Origin of the sequence: Streptomyces sp. NPDC050147, assembly GCF_040660195.1 — a bacterium.
GTDB lineage: Bacteria > Actinomycetota > Actinomycetes > Streptomycetales > Streptomycetaceae > Streptomyces.
This window is the reverse complement of sequence record NZ_JBFALJ010000005.1, coordinates 285,035-305,831: the sequence shown is the minus strand read 5'-3', so window position 1 is coordinate 305,831 and position 20,797 is coordinate 285,035. Positions and strand designations below refer to the sequence as shown.

Below are 20,797 nucleotides of genomic sequence, written 5' to 3'. Positions count from 1 at the left end.
TCCGCCATGACCACCTCCGTCGCACACCTCAGTGACCCGCACCTCACCACCGGCCCGCTGGCGTCCGAGCCGGCGGCCGGGCTGCGCCGCGCGCTCGCCCGCGTCCTGGCCCTCGAACCCCGGCCCACCTGCGTCGTCATCACCGGCGACCTGACGGAACACGGCCGCCCCGAGGAGTACGAGCAGCTGCGCGAACTCATCGCGGGCTTCCCGCTGCCCCTGCACCTGACGACCGGCAACCACGACGACCCTGCCGCCCTGCTCAAGGCGTTCGGCGGTGAGCCGCAGCTCGGCGGCGCGCACACCACGCACTACGCCGTCGAGTACGCCGACCTGACGCTGATCGCCCTGGACACGAAGGTGCCGGGAGCTCCGCACGGCCGCCTGGGCGAGGAGCAACTCGCTTGGCTGGACGATAAGTTGACGGCCCGTCCGGAGGTTCCTGCCCTGGTCTGCCTGCACCACCCGCCGACGGACATCGGCATCCCGTACCTGGACGGCATGCGTCTCACGGACAGCGAGGCCCTGGCGGAGGTCCTGTCCCGCCACCCGCACGTGGCCCGGGTCCTGGCGGGCCACGTCCACCGCCCGACCACCGGCGCCTACGCGGGCACGACCCTGTCGACCGCCCCCTCCACGTGGCTCCAGAGCTCCCTCGCCCTCAGCCCGGACCGCCCCATGGGCTACGCGCCCGAGCCGACGGCGTTCCAGCTCCACGTGCGAACGCCCACCGGCTGGACCACGCACACGGCAGCGGTGAGTCACGCGGCGGCGCGGATACAGGGGTATTGAGCGAGGGGCACTGAAGCCCTCGGTCTCTGTGGAACGTATACGCAGTTCATGCGCGGGGACCGCCGCACCCCCGGTTTCCCAGGGGGCGGGACGACGGCGGTCCCCGCGAGGGACACGGGCCGGGTCAGGACCGGGCCCACGTCCGGGCGTTCAGAGGTCCGGGAGCCGCTCCGGAGTTCCTGTACGCCGACAACCACCAATGTGCCGGAGGCGTGTTAAGCGTGTGCTGCGCGGACGTGTCCTGCTCGTACCACTTCCGCGAAGTTCGACCCACGCGACTCACGGCACACTCCGCGGCTACTGCCCCTGCTGCTCCGCCAGGAAGGCCAGCAGGTCCTGACGGCTCACCACACCGGTCGGCTTGCCCTCGACCAGGACGATCGCCGCGTCGGCCCCGCCGAGCACGGACATCAGGTCGGCGACCGGTTCGCCGGAGCCCACCTGCGGCAGCGGGTCCGACATGTGCTTCTCCAGCGGATCGGTGAGCGAGGCGCGCTGCGTGAACAGGGCGTCGAGGAGCTCGCGTTCGACGACCGAGCCGATGACCTCGGCCGCCATCACGTCCGGGTGACCCGCGCCCGGCTTGACGATGGGCATCTGCGAGACGCCGTACTCCCGCAGTACGTCGATGGCCTCGCCGACCGTCTCCTCCGGGTGCATGTGGACGAGTGAGGGCAGCTCGCCACCCTCCTTGCGGCGCAGTACGTCACCGACGCGAGGCGCGTCGCCCGCCTGCTCCAGGAACCCGTAGTCGTTCATCCACTCATCGCTGAAGATCTTGCTCATGTAGCCGCGCCCGGAGTCGGGCAGGAGCACGACCACGACGTCGTCGGGGCCGAGCCGCTCGGCGACCCGCAGCGCGGCCACCACGGCCATCCCGCAGGAGCCGCCGACGAGGAGCCCCTCCTCCTTGGCCAGGCGCCGCGTCATCTGGAAGGAGTCCTTGTCGGACACCGCGATGATCTCGTCCGTCACGTTCTGGTCGTACGCCGTCGGCCAGAAGTCCTCGCCGACGCCCTCGACGAGGTACGGCCGCCCGGAGCCCCCGGAGTACACGGACCCCTCGGGGTCGGCGCCGACGACCCGCACGCGCCCCTCGGAGACCTCCTTCAGATACCCGCCCGTCCCGGAGATGGTGCCGCCGGTCCCGATGCCGGTCACGAAATGGGTGATCTTCCCTTCCGTCTGCTCCCACAGCTCAGGGCCGGTGGAGTGGTAGTGGGAAAGGGGATTGTTCGGGTTGCTGTACTGGTCGGGCTTCCAGGCGCCGGGGGTCTCGCGCACGAGGCGGTCGGAGACGTTGTAGTACGAGTCCGGGTGCTCGGGGTCGACGGCGGTGGGGCAGACGACCACGTCGGCGCCGTACGCCCGCAGGACGTTGATCTTGTCGAGCGACACCTTGTCCGGGCAGACGAAGATGCACTTGTAGCCCTTCTGCTGGGCCACGATGGCGAGCCCGACGCCGGTGTTGCCGGAGGTCGGCTCGACGATGGTGCCGCCGGGCTTGAGCTCCCCGCTCTGCTCGGCCGCCTCGATCATGCGCAGCGCGATGCGGTCCTTCACGGAACCGCCGGGGTTGAAGTACTCGACCTTCGCCAGGACGGTCGCCTGAATGCCCGTGGTCACGTTGTTGAGCTTCACCAGCGGGGTGTTGCCGACGAGGCTGATCATCGAGTCGTGGAATTGCACCGTTGTCTCCGGGCTGCGATGTAGTGCGACGAATGGGTGCCGTCAGCGTAAGGCTCCCGTTCAGTCGTTCACCTCCGTTCGCGATTGGCCGACCGTCCTTACGGGGCAATGAGTCGATGTAGGGCGGTACGAGGAGGTGGCTGCAGGGCATGTCGAGGGCGAGGGTGGCGCGGCGGATCGCGGCGGGCGCGGCTTACGGCGGCGGAGGCATCGGGCTGCTCGGGGCAGCGGCCCTGGGAGTGGTCCTCGCGGAGGTCCAGCTGGCGAAGCGGTCCGTCGGGAACAGCGGGGAGCACGCGGCCCCGCCACGGGCCGACGGGCGCTACGGCTGGGGTTACGCGGACCGGCCGGACGGGGCGGAGCCCTTGCGGTTCGCGATGCTCGGCGATTCGACCGCCGCGGGGCAGGGTGTGTACCGGGCCAGGCAGACTCCCGCCGCGCTCCTCGCGGCGGGGCTTGCCGCGGTGGCCGAGCGGCCGGTGGAGCTGCGGAACGTGGCGCTGCCGGGCGCCCAGTCGGACGACCTTGACCGCCAGGTGACGCTGATCCTCTCCGACCCGGCGTCCTGGGTGCCGGACGTCTGCGTCGTGATGATCGGCGCGAACGACGTGACGCACCGGATGCCCGCGACACGCTCCGTACGCCTTCTGTCCTCCGCGGTGCGGCGGCTGCGGACGGCCGGTGCCGAGGTGGTGGTCGGGACCTGCCCCGACCTGGGCACGGTGGAGAACGTCTACCAGCCGTTGCGCTGGATGGCACGGCGGGTCTCCCGCCAGCTGGCTGCCGCGCAGACGATCGGGGTGGTCGAGCAGGGCGGACGCACGGTGTCGCTCGGGGACCTGCTCGGCCCCGAGTTCCTGGCGAACCCCCGGGAACTGTTCGGCCCCGACAACTACCACCCCTCCGCGGAGGGGTACGCGACCGCGGCGATGGCGGTGCTGCCGACGCTGTGCGCCGCGCTGGGCCTGTGGCCGGAGGAGGAGCGCCCCGACGTGTCGCGCCGGGAGGGCTTCCTGCCGGTGGCCAGGGCGGCCGCGCAGGCCGCGTCGGAGGGTGGCACGGAGGTGGCGGCCGCCATGCCCACCGGGCCCCGCGGCCCCTGGGCCCTCATCAAACGCCGACGCCGCCGCCGCATCCACCCGACCCCGGACCCGTCCCCACTGCCGCAGTAGCCCTACGGGGCGGGGTGACTCTCCCCCGGTCCGCGCCGGGCCTCGGGGTGGGGGGCTGCCACCACGCCCGTGGGGCACTGCGGGCCGCCACCCACCGGCCCGGCGCTCCGCGCCGGATCTCTCCCGCCCACCCACCCGTTTACCCGGCAGTGGGATCGGGGGCGAAAAGCCGCCGCCCAGGCGATCGGCGGATGGCGGAACCAGGAGCTCGGGCGGGCGGGGGACATCCGGCGCGCAGCGCCCAGGCTGGGACGTCCACCCGCAGCAAGTGAGGCAGGGGAGAAGACGCCACCGGGTAATCGGGTGGGCGGGCGGGAGAGACCCGCCGCGCAGCGGCGGGGCAGGGACCGCCCCTGACGCCCTTGCATCAAGCCACCCCACAGCCATGGGCGCCCCCGCCAGCGAAAGGCGCCCACGCCAGACTGAGCAAGCGCTTAGAAAAATGCGTTCCGCATCACAGTCCCCGCCCGATGACTGGCCGCGGTACGTACAGGTAACTTCCGAAGGAGTCCCGAAACCCCGAGTCCCGCCAGCCAACCGCGCCCCGCCTCACCTCTGCCCGGGGCGCCCCCGCCAGTAGGAGTGCCGTGATGCCCGAAGCCGTGATCGTCTCCGCCGCCCGCACCCCGATCGGCCGCGCCTTCAAGGGCTCCCTGAAGGACCTTCGACCGGACGATCTGACCGCCACCATCATCGAGGCCGCCCTCGCCAAGGTCCCCGAGCTCGACCCGAAGCTCATCGACGACCTGATGCTCGGCTGTGGACTGCCGGGTGGCGAGCAGGGGCACAACCTCGGCCGCATCGTCGCCGTACAGATGGGCATGGACCACCTGCCGGGCTGCACCATCACCCGGTACTGCTCCTCCTCCCTGCAGACCTCCCGCATGGCCCTGCACGCCATCAAGGCCGGGGAGGGCGACGTCTTCATCTCCGCCGGCGTGGAGATGGTGTCCCGCAGCATCAAGGGGTCCAGTGACGGCCTCCCCGACACCCACAACCCCCTCTTCGCCGACGCCGAGGCCCGCACCGAGGCGGTCTCCAAGACCGAGGGCTCCGACTGGCACGACCCCCGTGAGGACGGCCTGCTCCCGGACGCGTACATCGCGATGGGGCAGACCGCCGAGAACCTGGCCCGCGCCAAGGGCGTCACCCGCAAGGACATGGACGAGTTCGGCGTCAGGTCCCAGAACCTCGCCGAGGAAGCCCTCAAGAACGGCTTCTGGGAGCGCGAGATCACCCCGGTGACGACCCCTGACGGCACCGTCGTCAGCAAGGACGACGGCCCCCGCGCCGGCGTCACCCTCGAAGGCGTCGAGGGCCTCAAGCCCGTCTTCCGCCCCGACGGCCGCGTCACCGCCGGCAACTGCTGCCCGCTCAACGACGGCGCCGCCGCCCTCGTGATCATGAGCGACACCAAGGCCCGCGAGCTCGGCCTGACCCCGCTCGCCCGCATCGTCTCCACCGGCGTCACCGGCCTCTCCCCCGAGATCATGGGCCTCGGCCCGGTGGAGGCGTCGAAGCAGGCCCTGTCCCGCGCCGGTCTCACCGTCGACGACATCGACCTCTTCGAGATCAACGAGGCCTTCGCCGCCCAGGTGATCCCCTCCTACCGCGACCTGAACATCCCGATCGACAAGCTGAACATCAACGGCGGCGCCATCGCCGTCGGCCACCCCTTCGGCATGACCGGCGCCCGCATCACCGGCACGCTCATCAACAGCCTCCAGTTCCACGACAAGCAGTTCGGCCTGGAGACGATGTGCGTGGGCGGTGGCCAGGGCATGGCCATGGTCATCGAGCGCCTCAGCTGACCCCTCCGACCCCCGCGAATCCCTTGCGCCTCCATTGATTCGTGACTCAATCTCCCCCAGGATGTGACCTATCTCCTGGGGGAGTTGCATATACCCAGCTCAGAGCGCGTCTGCGGGTAAACGCCGGGCCGAAAGACCTGTCCAATTCGTGACGTAATGCACTGACAGGTGGATCGTGCAGGCTTCAAGCTGATGTAGGAAGTCGGGGGTCGACTTGAAACCGGGAGTACGTCAGTGAGCGCCATGCCTCTTGCCTTGCTGCTCTCCACGGCCGCTGCCACGGCCGTGGGTGCCGCCGCCCTGCACGCCGTGCACGGGCTGCGGAAGCAGCTAGCCGAAATCACCGCCTTGCGCACCGAGCTGGCCCAGGGCCAGTCGGCGACCGCGCACGCCACCGTTCCCGCCGCCCGCACCACCGCGGACGCCGAGGAGATACGCACGGCCGTCGCCGAGGCCCTCGCCGAGGAACGGGAGCGCGAGCTGGCCGAGGCGCGAGCCTTCTGGGCCGCCCAGGAAGCCCGTGACGCCTCCGACGCGCCCTCCCTGCTGAGCGGCCTGCCCGGCCTCTCCGACATGGCCGACGAGCTGTTCGTGCCCCGCCAGGCGGACCTCGCGGGCCTGGAGGCGGACAGCCTGGAGCCGGTCATCGAGCCGTACGCCGACCCGGCCGACGAGTTCGCCGGGGGCACCTCCCTGGACGGAGTCTTCGGGGGAGACTCCCCGGAGCTGGCCGCGGCCCGCCGCCGCCACCCCTCGCACCCCGACTTCGTCCCGGTCCAGTCCCCCGTCAACGGCGACCACGAGCGCACGGTCGCCTGCCTCGAGGAACTGGCCGACGCCCGCACGGCGCTCGCCGACGTCCGCCCGGGCCCGCTCGGCACGCTGGACGTCTACGTCTTCGCCGACGGCACGACGCTCTGCATGACCCCGGGCCACCGCGAGACCGCCGAGCTGCTCGCCGACGCCCTGCGCGACGGCCACACCCCGGTCCTGCTCGGCGGCTCCGGAGTCTCCGGCGCCTACGCCCTGACCTTCGAGTGCGGCACCGAGAACGTCTACATCCTCGCGGACCGCGTCATCGCCTCGGTCTGACGGGATTCGGCCACGCCCGGAGGCCGCGAGCGTAATATCGGATCTTCTCTGGGTGGGGGGAGAGGGTCATGGGCAAGCAGCGCCCCGGCGCGGCGCCGACCCTGGAGGAGGTGGCCGCGCTCGCCGGTGTGGGGCGGGGCACCGTCTCCCGCGTCATCAACAACGTGGCAGGCGTGAAGGACTCGACCCGGCGTGCCGTGCAGCGCGCCGTCGCCGAACTGGGGTACGTGCCCAACCTGGCGGCCCGTTCACTGGCCGGGCGCCGCGCGGACGCCGTCGCCCTGGTCATGACGGAACCGGACTGGCGGAAGTTCGGGGAGCCGTTCTTCTCGGAGACCATCCGCTCCGTCGGGGACGCGCTGGCCGACACCAAGATGCAGCTGCTGCTCACCCAGGTGCGCACGGACGTCGAGCGGCGGCGCTTCGTGGAGTACGCGCGCGGCGGCCGGGTCGACGGTGTGCTGCTGATGTCCCTGCACGCGGATGACCCGCTGCCCGACATGCTCGCGGACGCGGGGCTGCCCACGGTCATGCTGGGCCGGCGCTCGGGCGACGAGAGCATCACCTACGTCGACGCGGACAACGCCGGGGGCGTCCGCGACGCCGTCGACCACCTGCTGAGCAGCGGGCGCAGCGCGGTCGCGACCATCACCGGGCCGCTGGACATGTACGTCGCCCAGTGCCGGTTGCGCGGCTACCGCGAGGCGCTGGAGCGCGCGGGCATCGACATCAGACCCTCCTGGATCGTCGAAGGGGACTTCACCGAGCAGAGCGGGCGCGCGGCGATGGCCGAAATCATCGCGCGTGACCCCGGGGTCGACGCCGTCTTCGCCGCCTCGGACAGCATGGCCGCCGGAGCGCTGAACGCCCTGCGCGCGGTGGGCCGCCGGGTGCCGCAGGACGTCGCGGTGATCGGCTTCGACGACTTCCTGCTGGCGCAGCACACGGACCCCCGTCTGACGACGGTGCGCCAGCCGATCGAGGAGATCGGCCGGACCATGGTGCGGCTGCTCCTGGAGGAGATGGAGGACTCGCCGGTGGCCTGGCGGCACGTCATCCTGCGCACGGAGCTGGTGCTCCGCGACTCCGCTTGACCCGTTCCGTATCGCCTGACCCGTCCATATCGCTTGGCCCCTTCCGTATCGCTTGACTCGTCCGGCGCCACGTGACCCGTCCGCCACCGCTCGACTCGCCCGGCGCCGTGTGCCCCGCCGACCACCGTCCGGCCCGTCGGGCGCCGACGTCGGCACTCTCGGGAGCGCTCCCAATTCACATCCCCTTTGTCGGGCACCCCTGCGACCTGGCCTTTCGAAATCGCTTCGTCCGGTTTGCTGCACCACCTCTTGTCAGGGACATGGGGGGCTTTTAGAGTCCACGACCGAACCACCAGTGGGAGCGCTCCCATCATGGGGGAGCTGGGAGCGCACCCACTGGGCCGTCCCCCGCACTCCCACGAGAGGCCCCCGCATGCGATCGTCACCGCGTCACGTCCGCGCCTTACGCGGCCTGTTGGGAACGCTCCTCACGGCTCTCGCCGTCGTCGCCGCGCTGATCACCGCGACGGCACCGGCCCAGGCCGACACCACGATCTGCGAACCCTTCGGATCGACCACGGTCCAGGGGCGCTACGTCGTCCAGAACAACCGCTGGGGCACCACCCAGACGCAGTGCGTCTCCGCCTCGGACACGGGCTTCAAGGTCACCCGGGCCGACGGTTCCGTGCCGACCAACGGGGCCCCCAAGTCGTACCCGTCGATCTTCAACGGCTGCCACTACACGAACTGTTCGCCGGGGACCAACCTTCCGGCGCAGCTCAGCACCGTATCCAGCGCGCCCAGCAGCATCTCTTACGGCTATGTCAGTGACGCGGTCTACAACGCCTCGTACGACATCTGGCTCGACCCGACGCCACGGAAGGACGGCGTGAACCGGACCGAGATCATGATCTGGTTCAACAAGGTGGGCCCGGTCCAGCCCATCGGCTCCCAGGTGGGCACGGCCACCGTGGGCGGACGCACCTGGCAGGTGTGGTCGGGCAACAACGGCGGCAACGACGTGCTGTCCTTCGTCGCCCCGTCGGCGATCGCGAGCTGGGACTTCGACGTCATGGACTTCGTCCGGCAGGCCGTCGCCCGCGGCATGGCCGAGAACGACTGGTACCTGACGAGTGTTCAGGCGGGCTTCGAACCCTGGCAGAACGGCGCGGGCCTTTCGGTCAACTCCTTCTCGTCGACCGTCAACACCGGTGGCACCGGTCCGGGCGACCCCGGCGGCCCGGCCGCGTGCAAGGTGTCGTACGGCACGAACACCTGGCAGGGCGGCTTCACCGCCGACGTCACCGTGAGCAACACCGGTTCAGCGGCCGTCGACAACTGGAAGCTCGCCTTCGCCCTGCCGTCCGGCCAGCGGATCACCAACGCCTGGAACGCGTCCGTCACCCCGTCATCAGGAGCGGTCACGGCGAGCGGCCTCTCCCACAACGCGCGGATCGCGCCGGGCGGCAGCCAGTCGTTCGGTTTCCAGGGGACCTCCAGCGGCACGTTCGCCAAGCCCACCGCCTTCAGCCTCAACGGCACCGCCTGCGCTGTCGCGTGACCCGGCCGGCGGGGCCGCCCGGCCCGCCGTGTCCCGCCTGCCCCGGGGCCCGCTCTTCCTCCCTGCACCAACAGGGCGGGCCCCGGCTCTCCTCCGGCTCCTGACCGCAGAGCCGGAACCACCCGCTCCGTACCACCGAGGAGGCACGATGACCAACCCGAGAAGACCGGCCGACACGCGCTTACGGCGCTCGCGCCGACGAACGGCGGCGGTCCTGGCCACCGCACTGGCCACCCTGACGCTCGGGGTGACGGGCCAGCTCGCGGGAGGGCCCGCGGTCGCCGCGGAAGCACACGTCGACAACCCGTTCGCCGGGGCGAGCTTCTACGTCAACCCGGACTACGCGACCAGCGTCGACGCATCCATCGCCAAGACCTCCGACGCCGCGCTCAAGGCCAGGATGGAGAAGGTCAAGAGCTACCCCACCGCCGTCTGGCTGGACCGGATCGCGGCGATCCACGGCGGCGACGCCAACGCCGGCCGCAAGAGCCTGGCCGACCACCTCGACCTGGCGCTGGCCCAGAAGAAGCCCGGACGGCCGATCACGGCCACGTTCGTCGTGTACGACCTGCCCGGCCGGGACTGCGCGTCCCTGGCCTCCAGCGGTGAACTGCCGCTCACTCAGGCGGGCCTGGACCGCTACAAGAGCGACTACATCGACGTCATCGCGAAGGTCTTCAAGAAGCCCAAGTACCAGGGCATCCGCATCACCACGGTCATCGAACCGGACGGCCTGCCGAACCTGGTGACCAACACGGCCGACCCTGAGTGCGCCCAGGCCAAGAGCAGCGGCATCTACGTCAAGGCCGCCCAGTACGCCCTGAACAAGCTGCACGCCATCCCGAACGTCTACACCTACCTCGACGTCGCCCACTCCGGCTGGCTCGGCTGGGACACCAACCTCGCGCAGACGGCGCAGCTGTACACCGACGTCGCCAAGGGCACCGCGGCCGGGCTGAGCAGCGTCGACGGGCTGATCACGAACGTCTCCAACTACACGCCGTCGGCGGAGCCGTTCCTGACCGACCCCGACAAGACGGTCGGCGGCGACATGGTCAAGTCCGGCACGTTCTACGGGTGGAACGCGAACTTCGACGAGTCGGACTTCACCAAGAACATGCACCGGACCCTGGTCGCGGCCGGCTGGCCCGCCTCCACCGGCATGGTCATCGACACCTCCCGCAACGGCTGGGGCGGCTCCGCCCGCCCGACCGCCGAGAGCACCAGCACCACGCTCGACACCTACGTCACCGAGTCCAAGGCCGACCGGCGCGCGCATCGCGGGCTGTGGTGCAACGTCGACGGCGCGGGTCTGGGACAGCCTCCGCAGAGTGCGCCCTCCGGCCACCCGGACTCGCACCTGGACGCCTTCTTGTGGGTCAAGCCGCCGGGTGAGTCCGACGGGGCCGCCAAGGACATCCCGAACGACGAGGGCAAGCGCCAGGACCCGATGTGCGACCCGGACTACACCGCGCCCGGCGCGGGCAACAGCAAGACCGGCGCCCTGCCGGACGCACCGCTGGCCGGTCACTGGTTCCACGACCAGTTCGCGATGCTGGTGAAGAACGCCTACCCGGCCGTGCCCACGGGCGGCACCGGCCCGGGCGACACCACCGCCCCCAGCGCGCCCAAGCGCCTGAAGGCCACGGCGAAGACCGCGAACAGCGTCTCACTGGCCTGGAAGGCGTCCACCGACAACGTGGGCGTGAGCGGCTACGACGTCTACCGCAACGGCGCCAGGATCGCCGCGTCGCCGGTGTCGGGCACCACGTACACGGACACCGGGCTGAGCGCCGGCACCGCCTACCGCTACATCGTCCGGGCCCGGGACGCCGCGGGCAACAGGTCCCCGGCCTCGGCCGCGCTGAGGGTCACCACGGACGCGGGCGGGGGGTCACCCACCGCACCGGCCTGGGACACACCGCCCAGGTGAACCTCGCGACGGTCCACCCACCAAAGGAGGCACCATGGCTCTGAACAAGACTCTGAGCAAGAGACGATCACTGTCCTTACTGGCCGTCCTCGCCACGCTGCTCAGCGGGCTCGGTCTGGCCCTGGTCGGCCAGAACAGCGCGCAGGCGCACGGTGTGACGATGACACCCGGATCGCGGACCTACCTCTGCTACCAGGACGCCAGGACCAGCACCGGCGCGCTCGACCCGACGAACCCGGCGTGCAAGGCGGCGCTCGCGGAGAGCGGCGCGAACGCGCTGTACAACTGGTTCGCCGTACTCGACTCCAACGCGGGCGGACGCGGCCCGGGTTACGTCCCGGACGGCAAGCTGTGCAGCGCCGGCGACCGCTCCCCGTACAACTTCACCGGCTACAACGCCGCCCGCGCCGACTGGCCGCGGACGCACCTCACCTCCGGGTCGACGATCAAGATCAAGCACAGCAACTGGGCGGCGCACCCCGGCGACTTCCGGGTGTACGTGTCCAAGCCCGGCTACTCGCCCACGAAGCCGCTGGGCTGGGGCGACCTCGACCTCGTCCAGACCGTCACCGACCCACCGCAGTCCGGTTCGGTGGGCAGCGAGTCCGGTCACTACCACTGGGACCTGAAGCTGCCCTCGGGCCGCTCCGGTGACGCGATGATGTTCATCCAGTGGGTGCGGTCGGACAGCCAGGAGAACTTCTTCTCCTGCTCCGACATCGTCTTCGACGGCGGCAACGGCGAGGTGACCGGTATCCGCGAGCCGGGCGGCCCGACCCCTACGCCGACCCCGACTTCTACGCCGCCCCCCACCCCGACCCCGACCGATGACGCGCACGTCGGGTGCATGGCCCTCTACAAGGTGACGAACTCCTGGAACGGCGGCTTCCAGGGTTCCGTCGAGGTGATGAACCACAACACCACGACCCGTGACGGATGGGCCGTGCGCTGGCAGCCGGGCAACGGCACCAAGATCAACCAGGTCTGGAACGGCACCCTCGGCAACGGCCCGGACGGCACGGTCACGGTCAAGAACGCCGACCACAACCGGACCATCCCACCGGACGGCGCGGTGACGTTCGGCTTCACCGCCACCTCGACCGGGAGCAACCTGCCGGTCGGCTCGATCACCTGCGTCAAGCCGTGACGACACCCCCACAGGAAGACAGGCACCACAGGCACTCCCCCACGGAAAGAAGGAGATCATGGATTGTCATATGCATGCCCATAGCGGGCGGCGGCGCCGGCTGACGCTCGTCCTGAGCACCTTCGTTGCGGTGCTGCTCAGCCTGATCCCCTGGAGCGGCACCGCCGTGGCCCACGGATCGGTCGTCGACCCGGCATCGCGCAACTACGGCTGCTGGCTGCGCTGGGGCAGCGACCACCTGAACCCGGCCATGGAAAAGGAAGACCCCATGTGCTGGCAGGCGTGGCGGGCCGATCCCAACGCCATGTGGAACTGGAACGGCCTGTACCGCAACGGCTCCGGAGGCAACTTCCAGGCGGTCGTCCCCGACGGTCAGCTGTGCAGCGGCGGCCGGACCGAAGGTGGCCGCTACAACGCGCTGGACGCCGCGGGCCCGTGGAAGACCACGGACATCGGCGCCAACTTCGACGTCAAGCTGTACGACCAGGCCAGCCACGGCGCGGACTACTTCCTGGTCTACGTCACCCGGCAGGGCTACGACCCCACCACCCAGCCGCTGCGCTGGAGCGACCTCCAACTGGTGGCCCGTACCGGCAAGTACGCGCCCAGCCAGAACTACTCGATCCCTGTGAGCACGTCCGGATACAGCGGTCGCCACATCGTCTACACGGTCTGGCAGGCCTCGCACATGGATCAGACGTACTTCCTGTGCAGTGATGTGAACTTCCGCTGAGCTGCCGCTCAGGACCGTCCCGCCGGACGCGGTACGCCGCCCGGCGGGACGCGTCCATGCCCTGACGTACCGACGCACCACTCGTCACTGGAGCCGCTATGTCACGACGCCACTGGGCCGGATCTCTCATACTGACCCTGCTGTTGACCGCCCTCACCCTCTCGCCCGTCGCCGGGCCCCGGTCCTTCGCGGCGGCACCGCCCGCGGCAGCGGACACCGTGCCCCTGCCGTCGCTCCATGCGACCACCACCCAGGTCGCCTCCGGGCTGAGACGGCCCACCGCCCTCGTCGCCCCCGACGACGGCACGGACCGGTTGTTCATCACCGAGAAGTCCGGCACCGTACGCGTCTACCACCCGGACACCGGCCTGGCCCGGAACCCGCTCATCGACATCACGTCGGCCGTGGACGAATCGGGCAACGAGCGCGGCCTGCTCGGCATCGCGCTCCCGCCCGACTACGCCGACAGCCACCACCTGTACCTGGCGTACACGGCCCGGCCCGACGGCGCGGTCACCGTCGCCCGCTACCGGCTCGACGAGTCCCGCCTGGAGGTCCTGCTCTCCCAGCCGCACGCCGAGCACAGCAACCACAACGGCGGTCAGCTCGCGTTCGGCCCCGACGGCAACCTGTACTGGAGCATCGGCGACGGCGGCGGCTCCGCGGACCCCCTGCGCGCCGGGCAGCGACTCGACACCCTCCTCGGCAAGATCATGCGCATCGACGTGCGCCGCGCCTGTGCCCCGCTCGCCTACTGCGTCCCGGACGACAACCCGTTCGTCGGCACCCCGGGGGCCCGCGCCGAGATCTGGCAGTACGGGCTGCGCAACCCGTGGCGGTTCTCCTTCGACAGCGCCGACGGCTCGATGTGGATCGGCGACGTCGGCCAGGGCCGCTGGGAGGAGATCGACCACCTCGCGTCCGGGCAGGGCGGGCAGAACCTCGGCTGGTCCTGCTACGAGGGTTTTGAGCGGTTCGACGGCGGCCACTGCGTGCCCGGCGAGAAGTACACCGAGCCGGTCTTCACCTACTCCCCGTACACCGGCGGCTGCTCGGTCATCGGCGGCCACGTCTACCGGGGTCAGAAGTACGCCGGCCTCGTCGGCGGCACGTACATCGCCACCGACTACTGCTCCTCCACGGTCTGGGCACTGCGCCCCGACGGCGAAGGCGGCTACGACCAGGCCGAGATCGGCGAGATGCCCACCCAGGTGACGTCGATCGGCACCACCGTCGACGGGGAGTTCTACGTGGTCAACGACCTGCCCGGCGGCCTGCACCGCGTGTCCTTCGCCCGGGAGGAACCCACCTGCCGGGTGGACCGCACCGTGAAGACCTGGGGCACCGGCACGACGGTCGACCTCACCGTCACCAACACCGGCAGCACCCCGGTGACCGGCTGGGCGCTGAAGTTCCCGCTGGCCCTCGGTCAGAGGGTCGTCTCCGACTGGAACACCGACCTCACCCAGGGCAGCAACACCATCACGGCCACCAACGCCACGTACAACGCCACGATCGCCCCCGGCGCGAGCATCACGCTCGGCTATCTCGCCGACCACACCGGCGACTCGTCGCCTCCGCCGCGCTTCACGCTCAACGGGGACGCCTGCGCCGTCGGCCGCTGAGACCTAGACCCCGGCCCGCTTCTGCGCCTCCTCCACGAGCTCCAGCGCCCGCGCCAGCTCCTCGGAATCCTCCAGTACGAGGGCCAGATCGCGCCCCGCGACCGTGATCTGGTCGGCGGCGGCGAACATCCCGGCGTCCGGCATCTCGCGCGGCGGGACGCCGGGCTCCTCGATGGCTTGCGCGCGCACCGCCAACTCCCTGGCCAGAGCCAGCGCCTCGGTCGCCGCACCCCGCTGCAGGCGACTTTGCGGGGCGGCCCGCAAACGGTCGGCGAATTGGTCCACTGCGGCCGTCAAAGGCGTCGTATCAAGCACCCGGCGACCTTATGCGCCTGGACGGGACTGTTGCCAACGCCCCAACGCTCAGGCACGGTGTCGTGAAGGACGGAACACATCGCGACGCGTCCGGAGGCGCCGATGTCACAAGTCTTCTCCGAGGAGACCCACCGCAACCTGATCGCCCGAATCCCCCACTGCACCGGTCGTGAGATCTCCGACTGGCTTCGCGCCGTGGACGAAGGCCCTTCTCTCTTCCGCTTCGAGGAGAAGGTCAGCTGGCTCCGCGCGGAGCACAACCTGGCTTATGGGCACGCCAAGGCAATCATCCACGAGTACGACTTGCGCCGGGCAGCGCGCAAGCTGCTCTGATCCCCCTGTCCCCCTCACTCACACACACGCACACATACGGCGAAGGGCCCCGCGGAACATGCGTTCCGCGGGGCCCTTCGTTGATCCAACCGAGTCGATCCAACCGAGTCGATCCGGCCGAGTCAGCCGCGTCAGTCGTTGCCCTGAAGGATGGCGATCAGGCGCAGGAACTCGAGGTAGATCCAGACGAGCGTCATCGTCAGACCGAACGCCGCGAGCCAGGCCTCTTCCTTCGGCGCTCCGTACGCGATGCCGTCCTCGACCTGCTTGAAGTCCAGGGCCAGGAAGCACGCGCCGAGCAGGATGCCGACGATGCCGAAGACGATGCCGAGGCCGCCGCTGCGGAAGCCGAGGCCGTCACCGCCGCCGAAGACCGCGAACAGCAGGTTCACGGCGGTCAGGAGCAGGAAGCCCATCGCCGCGGCCATCACGAAGCCGTAGAAGCGACGGTTGACGCGGATCCAGCCCGCCTTGTAGGCGACGAGGACACCGACGAAGACGGCCATCGTGCCGAGCACGGCCTGCATGGCCGCGCCGTCCGCGATGCGGTTGTCGACGATGCTGGAGACGACGCCGAGGAAGACACCTTCCAGGGCGGCGTACGTCAGGATCAGCGCGGGCGAGGCCTTGCGCTTGAAGGCCTGCACCAGGCCGAGCACCATCGCGATGAGGCCTGCGCCGATCGCGATGCCGAACGACTTGCTGATGCTGGCGTCGTCCACCGGCAGCAGCGCCCAGGCGAGCGCGGCCGTGACCAGCAGCGTGCCGAGCGTGGTGGCCGTACGCATGACGACGTCGTCCATCGTCATACGGCCGGCGGTGGTTACGGGCGCCTGCGGCGCGCCGTACTGCAGGTCCTGCTGGGCGTAGGGGTTCGTCGCGTACGGATTGGCGGGGGCCTGCTGGCCCGCGGCGGCGTACGGATTGCCCTGCTGGGTCTGTGTCCCGCCCGCGGGTCCCCCGGCCTGCGGCTGCGTGCCGAAGCCCGCGTAGCCGTTGTCGCGGCTGAACCCCCGTCGCGAGAAGACCGGGTTACTGCTCCTCATTTCACTCCTCCATGGCCACCGTGCGTGGCTTTGGGTCAAGAGTAATGCGTAGGCAAAAGGAAGACCCTAGTGCTTGGGGAGGATCTTTCCCTCCTTGTGACCAAGAACGCCTGAGCCGGTGCTCTCTGTTCCCGGTGCGGCGGGGGATCCGCCCTCGTCGGCCGGGGCACGGCGGCTGCGCCGGACGAGTGGCACCAGCGAGATCGCGCAGGCGCCGAGCACCGCGGCCACGGCGAAGGTGGTGAATCCGAGGGACGCGTTTCCGCCGGAGACCACGGCGCCTCCCAGCCACGGCCCGACGACCGCGCCGGTGCGCCCGACGCCGGTGATCCAGCCGAGCCCGGTGGCGCGCTGGGCGGGCGTGTAGACGGAGGGAGCGGAGGCGTAGACCATCACCTGCGCCGAGAAGAGCCAGATGCCGGTCATGAAGACGATCACGTACGCGACACCGAGCGGCAGCTCCGCCCTGAGCAGGAAGGTGCCGCAGGCGGTGAGCAGGAACCAGATCGCCGAGATCCGCACGGCGCCGAACTTGTCCGCAAGACGCCCCGCGACGAGCATGCCGACGATGCCGCCCGCGTTGATCACCATGAGGAAGGTGACGGAGGAGGAGAGGGAGTAGCCGGAGGCGCGCATCAGCTCGGGGAGCCAGGTGGAGACGCCGTAGACGAGGAGCAGGCCGGCGAAGGACGCGAGCCACAGGAGCGGGGTCGCGAACCGCTGGCCGGGGCCGAAGAGCGAGGCGACGGCGGCGAAGCGGCCCTTGGCGCCCGCCTCGGGGGCTTCGGCGAGCGTCGGGGACGGCAACAGGAAACGGGCGGCGACGGCCTCGGCCTCGCTCGTGCGCCCCTTGGAGAGCAGCACGCCGGGCGATTCGGGCAGCCACTTCAGTACGAGGGGGATGGCGACGACCGCGGGGATGACGCCCGCCCAGAAGACGACGCGCCAGCCGTGGTCGGGCCCGAGCCAGAGTCCGAGGCCCGTGGCCGCCATGCCGCCCGCGTGGTACGAGGTCATCATCAGGCCGGTGGCGAGCGCGGCCCTGCGCCGCGGCGCGAACTCGGCGACGATCGCGAGGCTGATCGGCATCAGACCGCCGAGCCCGAGCCCGGCGATGAACCGCCCGCCGCCGAAGACGGCGGCGCTCGGCGCGAGCGCGCAGACCGCGGAGCCCAGGGAGAACAGCGCGACGCTGCCCATGACCATCGGCTTGCGGCCGATCCAGTCGGTGAGCGTGCCGCAGCCGAGGGCGCCGATCAGCATGCCGAAGGTGGTCCAGGAGCCGATGGTGCCCGCGGTCGACGCGGTGAAGCCGAAGTCCTTGTCGTCGATGAGGTGCGGCATCACGGCGCCGTAGATGTTGACGTCCATGCCGTCGAAGAAGACGACGAGCCAGCACAGGGCTATGACGGGGGCCACTGATCTGAAGGTGCGCTCGGGAGCGGCGCCTCGGGGAGCGGTCACGGGGTTCTCACTTCTTCGTGGGACCTGGTGGGGGACGGGGGTTTTCCAGGGGTACGGCGGCGCGGGCTCAGTCGAGGGGAAAGCCCGTGTAGCTCTCGGCGAGGTCGGTCTCGGCCGAGCGAGCGGTGGTGATGCGGTCAAGGCGGGCGAGCTGGATGCGGTCCTCGAAGGGGGTGGCTTCGGGGGCGCGGTGCAGCATCGTGGTCATGGCGTACGAGAAGCGCTCGGCCTGCCAGACGCGGCGCAGGCAGGTCTCCGAGTACGCCTCCAGGCGTGCGTCGGAGCCGGTGTCGCGGAGCTCGGTGAGCGCGCGGGCGAAGGTGACGACGTCGCCGACGGCGAGGTTGAGGCCCTTGGCGCCGGTGGGCGGGACGATGTGGGCGGCGTCCCCGGCGAGGAAGACGCGTCCGTGCCGCATGGGCTCGTGGACGTGGCTGCGCATGGGGGTGACGGACTTGGCGGTGATGGGGCCGCGCTTGAGGGTCCAGGCGGGGTCGTCGGTCTCCAGGCGGCGGTCGAGCTCGTCCCAGATCTCCTCGTCGTCCCAGTCGGCCGCGTCCGTACCCGCGGGGACCTGGAGGTAGGCGCGCGTGACGACGGGTGAGCGCATGGAGAGCAGGGCGAAGCCGCGGTCGTGGCGGGCGTAGACCAGCTCGTCGTGCGAGGGCGGTACGTCGGCGAGGATGCCGAGCCAGCCGAAGGGGTACGTCCGCTCGAAGACCCTGGAGACGTCGGCGGGCACCGCCTTGCGGGCCACGCCCCAGGAGCCGTCGCAGCCGACCACGTAGTCGCACTCCAGGACATCCTCGCGACCCTGGTGACGGAAGCGGACGCGCGGGTTCTCGGTCTCCGCGCCCTCGACGGCGAGCGCCTCGGCCTCGAAGAGCAGCGGGCCCCCGTCCGCGAGCTGGAGGGCTATGAGGTCCTTGCAGACCTCGGTCTGGGCGTAGACCATCACGGACCTGCCGCCGGTGAGGGCGGGGAAGTCGACGCGGTGCCTGCGGCGGTCGAAGCGCAGCTCGATGCCGTCGTGCGGGATGCCCACGCGGTCCATGCGGGCGGCGGCGCCGGCCTCGCGCAGGACGTCCACGGTGCCCTGCTCCAGGATTCCGGCGCGTTGGCGCTGTTCGACGTAGGCGCGGTCGCGGGTCTCCAGGACGACGGAATCGATGCCCGCGTTGTGCAGCAGGCGGGCGAGGAGCAGGCCCGCCGGTCCTGCTCCGATGATTCCGACGGTGGTGCGCATCGGCCGACCCCTCCACTTGTTCGCCTGGTGAACTTTCGTTCATAATGTGCTGACGGGAGTCTCCGACCGGACCCAGCGGCTGTCAACGGTTCTGGGACATCCACTTTCGGGACGCCCGTCTTCCACCCGTGCGAGGAGCGGCGCCATGCCAGAAGAGTCCGTACGCCCCCTGGAGCGCGGTCTCGCGGTGCTGCGCGCCCTCGCGGTCGCCGAACAGGTCAGGGCGGGCGACCTCGTGCGCGCGACCGGCCTGGCCCGCTCGACGGTGGACCGGGTCGTGGCGACCCTGGCCCGCCTCGGTTACGTACGCGAGCACGGCCAGGAGCTCCACCTCACGCCACGCCTGATGGAGCTCGGCAACGCCTACCTCGCGGCGAGCGGGCTGAGCGGCGAGGTGGCGGCGCGCACCGCCCGGCTCGCGGACGAGCTGGACGAGTCGGTGTCCCTCGCGGTGCCGGACGGCGACGGCGTCCGCTTCGTCACCCAGGCCGCGCGGCGCCGCGCGATGTCGGTGGCCTTCCGCATCGGCGATCTGCTGCCCGCCGAGCGGTGCGCGCCGGGGGCCCTGTTCGCCGCCGAGTGGGACGAGGCGGCGTGGGACGCGTGGCGGGCGCGGGTGGCGGCCGATCCCGAGGGTCACGCCTTCCCCGCGCTGCCGCCGGGGCCGGTCTCCCCGCCGCCGGACCTCGCGGGTCGCGTGGAGCGCTCGCGGGCGACGGGCTGGGCGCTCGACGACCAGCTGATCGAGCCGGGCCTGATCGCGACGGCGGTCCCGGTGCGCGACGCGGCGGGCCGGACCCGGTACGCCCTGTCCGCGGTGAGCCACACCAGCAGACACACGGCGCAGGGCCTCGCGGAGCTGGTGCTGCCACGGCTGCGGGAGGAGGCCGCGCACCTGGAGTCCCTGCCGACGGCCACAACACCGTACCCGGGTGGGGAGTTGACGCCCGATCAGCCGGTGGACACGGTCGACGCCAAGGCCGAACTCGGCCCCGGCTTCCTCCAGTCGCTCGCCCGCGGCCTCGCCGTCCTGCGCGCCCTCGGCCGGGCCCGCGGCGACGGCCTCCCGCTCACCGCGATCGCCGCCGCCACCGGCCTGCCACGGGCCACCGCGCGCCGCTGCCTGCGCACGCTGGAGCTCGAGGGGTACGCGGCGTACGACGGCCGCCTCCACCGCCCGCTCCCCCGCGTCCTGGAGCTCGGCTACGCCCGCCTGTCCCGCCTGGGCTTCGCCGACATCGCCGAGCCGCATCTGCGCCAACTGACCGGACGCGTACACCAGTCGGCATCGGTGACGGTGCTCGACGGCACGGACATCCTCTACGTGGCGCGGGCGGCGACGGTCCGCGTCATGAGCGTCTACATCACGCTCGGCACGCGTTTCCCCGCGTATCCGACCGCCATGGGCCGCGTCCTGCTCGCCGGGCTCCCGAAGCGGGAGCGCGCGCGCCTGCTGAAGGCGGCCCCGCCGAAGCCCCTCACCCGTCGCACCGTCACGGACCCCGCCGACCTCGGCCGCATCCTGGACCGCGCCGCCGCCGACGGTTACGCCACCGCGGACGAGGAGCTGGAGGAGGGCCTGCGCTCGGTCGCCGTACCGATCGAGGACGCGCGGGGCCGTGTGATCGCGGCCCTGAACGTGGCGCAGCACGCGGGCACCGCCCCACTGGAGGAAACCATCGAGGCGCTGCTTCCCGCACTGCGCGAGACGGCGGCGGCGATCGAGGCGGACCTGCACACGGCGGCACGCTTCAACGGTGCGCTGATGCCTTGGCGTACGTACCCGCCGACGACTTAGCGGAGG

General features: G+C 71.0%; 17 protein-coding genes. 12 read left to right on the top strand and 5 right to left on the bottom strand.

The annotated features are described in order from the left end of the window. Positions 1-6 precede the first annotated feature (6 nt). A complete protein-coding gene (locus AB0I94_RS11585) occupies positions 7-792 on the top strand; it encodes a phosphodiesterase (RefSeq protein ID WP_363309285.1) in 786 nt (261 codons plus the stop codon). A gap of 297 nt (positions 793-1,089) precedes the next feature. Here AB0I94_RS11585 and AB0I94_RS11580 read toward each other — a convergent pair whose 3' ends face one another. Further along, positions 1,090-2,481: a cystathionine beta-synthase gene (locus AB0I94_RS11580; RefSeq protein ID WP_363309284.1), complete on the bottom strand. Its 1,392-nt coding sequence runs from the start codon at positions 2,479-2,481 to the stop codon at positions 1,090-1,092. Between the two features lie 149 nt (positions 2,482-2,630). Between AB0I94_RS11580 and AB0I94_RS11575 the strand changes: the two genes are divergently transcribed. The 9 genes from AB0I94_RS11575 to AB0I94_RS11535 all read left to right on the top strand — a co-directional run bounded on the left by AB0I94_RS11575 (position 2,631) and on the right by AB0I94_RS11535 (position 14,589). Then, a complete protein-coding gene (locus AB0I94_RS11575) occupies positions 2,631-3,653 on the top strand; it encodes an SGNH/GDSL hydrolase family protein (protein WP_363309283.1) in 1,023 nt (340 codons plus the stop codon). A gap of 590 nt (positions 3,654-4,243) precedes the next feature. Next, positions 4,244-5,464: an acetyl-CoA C-acetyltransferase gene (locus AB0I94_RS11570; protein ID WP_363309282.1), complete on the top strand. Its 1,221-nt coding sequence runs from the start codon at positions 4,244-4,246 to the stop codon at positions 5,462-5,464. A gap of 243 nt (positions 5,465-5,707) precedes the next feature. After that, the gene (locus AB0I94_RS11565) at positions 5,708-6,556 is read left to right on the top strand and encodes a hypothetical protein (RefSeq protein ID WP_363309332.1); all 849 of its coding nucleotides are present in this window, start codon (positions 5,708-5,710) and stop codon (positions 6,554-6,556) included. Positions 6,557-6,624: 68 nt separating this feature from the next. Next, positions 6,625-7,650: a LacI family DNA-binding transcriptional regulator gene (locus AB0I94_RS11560; protein WP_363309281.1), complete on the top strand. Its 1,026-nt coding sequence runs from the start codon at positions 6,625-6,627 to the stop codon at positions 7,648-7,650. A 373-nt stretch (positions 7,651-8,023) separates the two neighbouring features. Then, positions 8,024-9,151: a cellulose binding domain-containing protein gene (locus tag AB0I94_RS11555; protein WP_363309280.1), complete on the top strand. Its 1,128-nt coding sequence runs from the start codon at positions 8,024-8,026 to the stop codon at positions 9,149-9,151. A 148-nt stretch (positions 9,152-9,299) separates the two neighbouring features. Beyond that, positions 9,300-11,084, top strand: a complete 1,785-nt coding sequence (locus AB0I94_RS11550) for a glycoside hydrolase family 6 protein (protein ID WP_363309279.1) — start codon at positions 9,300-9,302, stop codon at positions 11,082-11,084. A gap of 34 nt (positions 11,085-11,118) precedes the next feature. Continuing rightward, the gene (locus AB0I94_RS11545) at positions 11,119-12,231 is read left to right on the top strand and encodes a lytic polysaccharide monooxygenase (protein WP_363309278.1); all 1,113 of its coding nucleotides are present in this window, start codon (positions 11,119-11,121) and stop codon (positions 12,229-12,231) included. Between the two features lie 58 nt (positions 12,232-12,289). Next, positions 12,290-12,964: a lytic polysaccharide monooxygenase auxiliary activity family 9 protein gene (locus AB0I94_RS11540; protein WP_363309277.1), complete on the top strand. Its 675-nt coding sequence runs from the start codon at positions 12,290-12,292 to the stop codon at positions 12,962-12,964. 98 nt (positions 12,965-13,062) lie between these two features. Further along, positions 13,063-14,589 (top strand): PQQ-dependent sugar dehydrogenase, encoded by a 1,527-nt coding sequence (locus AB0I94_RS11535; protein ID WP_363309276.1) that lies wholly within the window; start codon positions 13,063-13,065, stop codon positions 14,587-14,589. Positions 14,590-14,592: 3 nt separating this feature from the next. On the opposite strand, the gene AB0I94_RS11530 is transcribed toward AB0I94_RS11535, so the two are convergent. Next, positions 14,593-14,874 (bottom strand): hypothetical protein, encoded by a 282-nt coding sequence (locus AB0I94_RS11530; protein ID WP_363309331.1) that lies wholly within the window; start codon positions 14,872-14,874, stop codon positions 14,593-14,595. A gap of 132 nt (positions 14,875-15,006) precedes the next feature. On the opposite strand from AB0I94_RS11530, the gene AB0I94_RS11525 reads away from it, so the two are divergent. After that, positions 15,007-15,237, top strand: coding sequence for a DUF4287 domain-containing protein (locus AB0I94_RS11525; protein WP_160505450.1), 231 nt, complete (start codon positions 15,007-15,009; stop codon positions 15,235-15,237). Positions 15,238-15,368: 131 nt separating this feature from the next. Here the strand turns inward: AB0I94_RS11525 and AB0I94_RS11520 are convergent, their stop codons facing one another. From AB0I94_RS11520 to AB0I94_RS11510, 3 genes are all read right to left on the bottom strand, one after another. Beyond that, on the bottom strand, positions 15,369-16,283 hold the full coding sequence (locus tag AB0I94_RS11520) for a Bax inhibitor-1/YccA family protein (protein ID WP_363309275.1): 915 nt from the start codon (positions 16,281-16,283) through the stop codon (positions 15,369-15,371). Positions 16,284-16,349: 66 nt separating this feature from the next. Next, on the bottom strand, positions 16,350-17,747 hold the full coding sequence (locus AB0I94_RS11515; protein WP_363309274.1) for an aromatic acid/H+ symport family MFS transporter: 1,398 nt from the start codon (positions 17,745-17,747) through the stop codon (positions 16,350-16,352). Positions 17,748-17,814: 67 nt separating this feature from the next. Beyond that, the gene (locus tag AB0I94_RS11510; protein WP_363309273.1) at positions 17,815-18,993 is read right to left on the bottom strand and encodes a 4-hydroxybenzoate 3-monooxygenase; all 1,179 of its coding nucleotides are present in this window, start codon (positions 18,991-18,993) and stop codon (positions 17,815-17,817) included. A gap of 145 nt (positions 18,994-19,138) precedes the next feature. Between AB0I94_RS11510 and AB0I94_RS11505 the strand changes: the two genes are divergently transcribed. Beyond that, entirely contained in the window at positions 19,139-20,791 is a 1,653-nt protein-coding gene (locus tag AB0I94_RS11505) for an IclR family transcriptional regulator C-terminal domain-containing protein (protein ID WP_363309272.1), read from the top strand. The last annotated feature ends 6 nt before the right edge of the window (positions 20,792-20,797 follow it).

Bases quoted from the DNA above. Each gene is read 5' to 3' on its own strand.
- AB0I94_RS11560 (WP_363309281.1), top strand. From the start codon at position 6,625: ATGGGCAAGCAGCGCCCCGGCGCGGCGCCGACCCTGGAGGAGGTGGCC.
- AB0I94_RS11505 (WP_363309272.1), top strand. From the start codon at position 19,139: ATGCCAGAAGAGTCCGTACGCCCCCTGGAGCGCGGTCTCGCGGTGCTG.
- AB0I94_RS11585 (WP_363309285.1), top strand. From the start codon at position 7: ATGACCACCTCCGTCGCACACCTCAGTGACCCGCACCTCACCACCGGC.
- AB0I94_RS11520 (WP_363309275.1), bottom strand. From the start codon at position 16,283: ATGAGGAGCAGTAACCCGGTCTTCTCGCGACGGGGGTTCAGCCGCGAC.
- AB0I94_RS11550 (WP_363309279.1), top strand. From the start codon at position 9,300: ATGACCAACCCGAGAAGACCGGCCGACACGCGCTTACGGCGCTCGCGC.
- AB0I94_RS11565 (WP_363309332.1), top strand. From the start codon at position 5,708: ATGCCTCTTGCCTTGCTGCTCTCCACGGCCGCTGCCACGGCCGTGGGT.
- AB0I94_RS11510 (WP_363309273.1), bottom strand. From the start codon at position 18,993: ATGCGCACCACCGTCGGAATCATCGGAGCAGGACCGGCGGGCCTGCTC.
- AB0I94_RS11555 (WP_363309280.1), top strand. From the start codon at position 8,024: ATGCGATCGTCACCGCGTCACGTCCGCGCCTTACGCGGCCTGTTGGGA.
- AB0I94_RS11570 (WP_363309282.1), top strand. From the start codon at position 4,244: ATGCCCGAAGCCGTGATCGTCTCCGCCGCCCGCACCCCGATCGGCCGC.
- AB0I94_RS11535 (WP_363309276.1), top strand. From the start codon at position 13,063: ATGTCACGACGCCACTGGGCCGGATCTCTCATACTGACCCTGCTGTTG.
- AB0I94_RS11545 (WP_363309278.1), top strand. From the start codon at position 11,119: ATGGCTCTGAACAAGACTCTGAGCAAGAGACGATCACTGTCCTTACTG.
- AB0I94_RS11575 (WP_363309283.1), top strand. From the start codon at position 2,631: ATGTCGAGGGCGAGGGTGGCGCGGCGGATCGCGGCGGGCGCGGCTTAC.
- AB0I94_RS11540 (WP_363309277.1), top strand. From the start codon at position 12,290: ATGGATTGTCATATGCATGCCCATAGCGGGCGGCGGCGCCGGCTGACG.
- AB0I94_RS11525 (WP_160505450.1), top strand. From the start codon at position 15,007: ATGTCACAAGTCTTCTCCGAGGAGACCCACCGCAACCTGATCGCCCGA.